This is a genomic window from Maribacter sp. (assembly GCF_049667165.1).
Lineage (GTDB): Bacteria > Bacteroidota > Bacteroidia > Flavobacteriales > Flavobacteriaceae > Maribacter_A.
The window spans coordinates 1-2,765 of sequence record NZ_JBATHS010000309.1 but is presented as its reverse complement, the minus strand read 5'-3'; the positions used below and the strand labels follow the sequence as shown (position 1 = coordinate 2,765).

At 46.5% G+C, this 2,765-nt stretch carries 2 protein-coding genes; one reads left to right on the top strand and one right to left on the bottom strand.

Going from position 1 to position 2,765, the window contains the following annotated elements; genetic code table 11:
- A partial coding sequence (locus tag WBM98_RS14415) for a hypothetical protein (RefSeq protein ID WP_424366724.1) occupies positions 1-1,133 on the top strand: 1,133 nt, incomplete at its 5' end.
- Positions 1,134-1,307: 174 nt separating this feature from the next.
- On the opposite strand, the gene WBM98_RS14410 is transcribed toward WBM98_RS14415, so the two are convergent.
- Complete coding sequence (locus WBM98_RS14410) at positions 1,308-2,612, bottom strand: YaiO family outer membrane beta-barrel protein (protein WP_424366723.1); 1,305 nt, start codon at positions 2,610-2,612, stop codon at positions 1,308-1,310.
- Between the last annotated feature and the right edge of the window lie 153 nt (positions 2,613-2,765).

Below are 2,765 nucleotides of genomic sequence, written 5' to 3'. Positions count from 1 at the left end.
CCTTTACCATGGCGAACCAAACGGAGACCATTGAAAGAGGCTTGACCGTCATCCATTTCAATACCGCCGGGAAATACGAATTCCGCACCTTTGATACCTATGCAAGCAAAGAGGCCTCCGCCAACTTGGTCGACATTCTATGGCGAATGCAGAAAAACAAGGCAAAATTCGCTATTCTGGCCCATGATTCGGCCTCCCAAAGTTTAGGTGAACAATCCGGTGCATTGGCCAAGATGGGATTTGCCAAACTCAGCGCCCTTAAAAGTAGACAGGCCTATATCATGCATAACCTTGGGGATGGCCTTTTGGAGCAGGTAGACGATATTTCGACGACCATTACCTTGCAGATCCCCCAAACCCTCTCGGATAACCAAATCTATTTTCCCAAGATCCAGTATACCTATGAGCCCCATATCGATCGTTTTATCGCCCATGCCGGCGGTGAGGTCGATGGCATTAAATCGACCAATTCAAAGGACGCCCTAGATCAGAACTATAAAAAAGGGTTCCGCCGTTTTGAACTCGATATTATAGAAACTTCCGATGGTCACCTGGTTGCCTCCCATGATTGGGAGATGTGGGCCCGGTTCACCGATTACGAAGGTACCCTACCCCCGACCCTCGCGGAATTCAAAAAACATAAGATCTATGGGGACTATACCACCTTGGATTATAAAGGGATCAACGCTTGGTTTGCCGCACATCCCGATGCCACCCTGGTCACCGATAAAGTTAATGACCCTATCTCCTTTGCCGATGGTTTTGTCGATAAGGACCGATTGATTATGGAACTTTTCAGTGTGATGGCCGTAGAAGATGCCCTCAACAGCGGTATCAACGCCATGCTTTCCCAAGAACCACTCTTGAATATGGTGGGCGATAAACTCAATTACCTCGTGGTCAATAATATTCAATATGTAGCGCTTTCCCGCCGAATCATTGCCAGCCAAACAAAACTGATGGAGCAATTACGGGATCAAGGGATAAAGGTCTATGTCTATAATGTGAATTTTGACCCAGGAAAGGACGAGCAATATGTCCTGGACAACGAAATCGGATTGGTGTATGGCATGTATGCCGATAAATGGGTCTTTGGCGATCAGCTAAACTATAAAAAGAAAACATCAAAATAACCGAATGGGCGGCCGTAGTCGAGGCCATACCTTTCACACTGCCACCCCCCTACCATTCCTCTTGATTCCCCTTGCAGGTCGATTGCCCCTGGGCCACCATTGGATGCTTATAAACTAAGGAAGGGATTTACTTTGAGAAACCTTAGTATGGCGGTCTTCCATACGACCGTGACGTTAGAACTTCACTTGATAGGTAAATCCACCGGAAATGGCCCAAAAGTAGTTCCCCGAATCGTAAACCAATTCTTGGCGGGTCACTCCCATGTTCGCCCTGTATATATTGGGACTCTTTTTGGCAGTAAATTGATACTCAAAACTCAACCGTTGGGATTCTATATAAAGCAGTGTCTCGGCCAACAATACATCGCCTGAGGTCAACTGACGCAATTCGGGTGAATAACCCATCCCGAAATTAACGCCCATGTAGTTCTCTGCATCCTTGAGGTACTTGCGCACAAGGACGTTTCCTGAAAACCGGGTCAGATTATCGGGTCTTGGCGTGATATAAGACCGGAACGAGAAATAATAATTGCCCCGGTAATGCCCAATGGAATTGGTGATGACCGAAACATTCTTGGTATCGAAATTGATATAGCGACCCCCGGCCGAAAATTCCATGGCCCAGGGCAAGTTCACATAGAGATCACCCCCAAGCTTGTGGTTCGGGTAAATTGTGGCCTCCGAGTATCCGTAATTGATATAGGCATAAAAGCGTTTCGAAAACTTGGGATAGAAATCAAGGTCATATTGTAGCCCGTTCTTACCTAAACGGTTACTATAGTTAATCCGCGGTATAATACTACCTGCCAATGTATGACGCTTATAGGAAACACTGGAATAGACCATGGGATCATAACGTTGGTCATAGACCGTAACTGCATTTTGTATGGAAACCCTGTTGTTCTGTACATCCTTATCCGCAGGGGTAATTGGCTTAATAGTACCGGAAGGTTCTTCTTCCGAAGGCTCCCCGTCTTTTTTTTCAGCAAGGGCCGTTTTACCTTTTCGCTGCTCTTTAGGGACCTTTTTCGTGCTTAGGGCCGATTCTTGATTGTACCAACCCAGTTCAGTATATTCTTTAGCGTCGATACGGTTCAAGGCCATTTCCCTTAGGCGTTCTATCTCTTTATTGTTTTTGATGTATAACAGCGCCTTGTTGGCCAATCCAAGGGCGGTTGCCTCGTTTTTGGAATAGAGTTCATTCTTAATGGCCGAAATCCATACGGCATCCTGATTGCGTTCTACCGCAATGACTTTATTAAATGCATCACGGGCCTTATCGTACTTTCCGTTCCAGCTATAGGTTCGGGCCAATAAAGTTCGGGCCTCCCAATGATCAGGTGCTTTGGTAAGCACTTGAAGCAATAGATCCTTGGCAGATCGATGATCACCCTCATACACCATATGACGGGCGTTTTCGAACAACGTCGGACTGGCATCGGTATAGGCGACATCCTGGGCATTGAGCCAAACGCACATCAATCCGAAAAATAAAAGGTGGTATGTAGGTTTCTTGTGCATTATGGGTCTAGGGATGCCATAGGGTTATCCATGGGTTGTTTTATAGGTTTCTTAATCGATGCCGCGGTGCGCATTTTGCGGGCCTGTTGCCGTGCCCGCTCTATCTTATCG

Bases quoted from the DNA above. Each gene is read 5' to 3' on its own strand.
- WBM98_RS14410 (WP_424366723.1), bottom strand. From the start codon at position 2,612: ATGTGCGTTTGGCTCAATGCCCAGGATGTCGCCTATACCGATGCCAGT.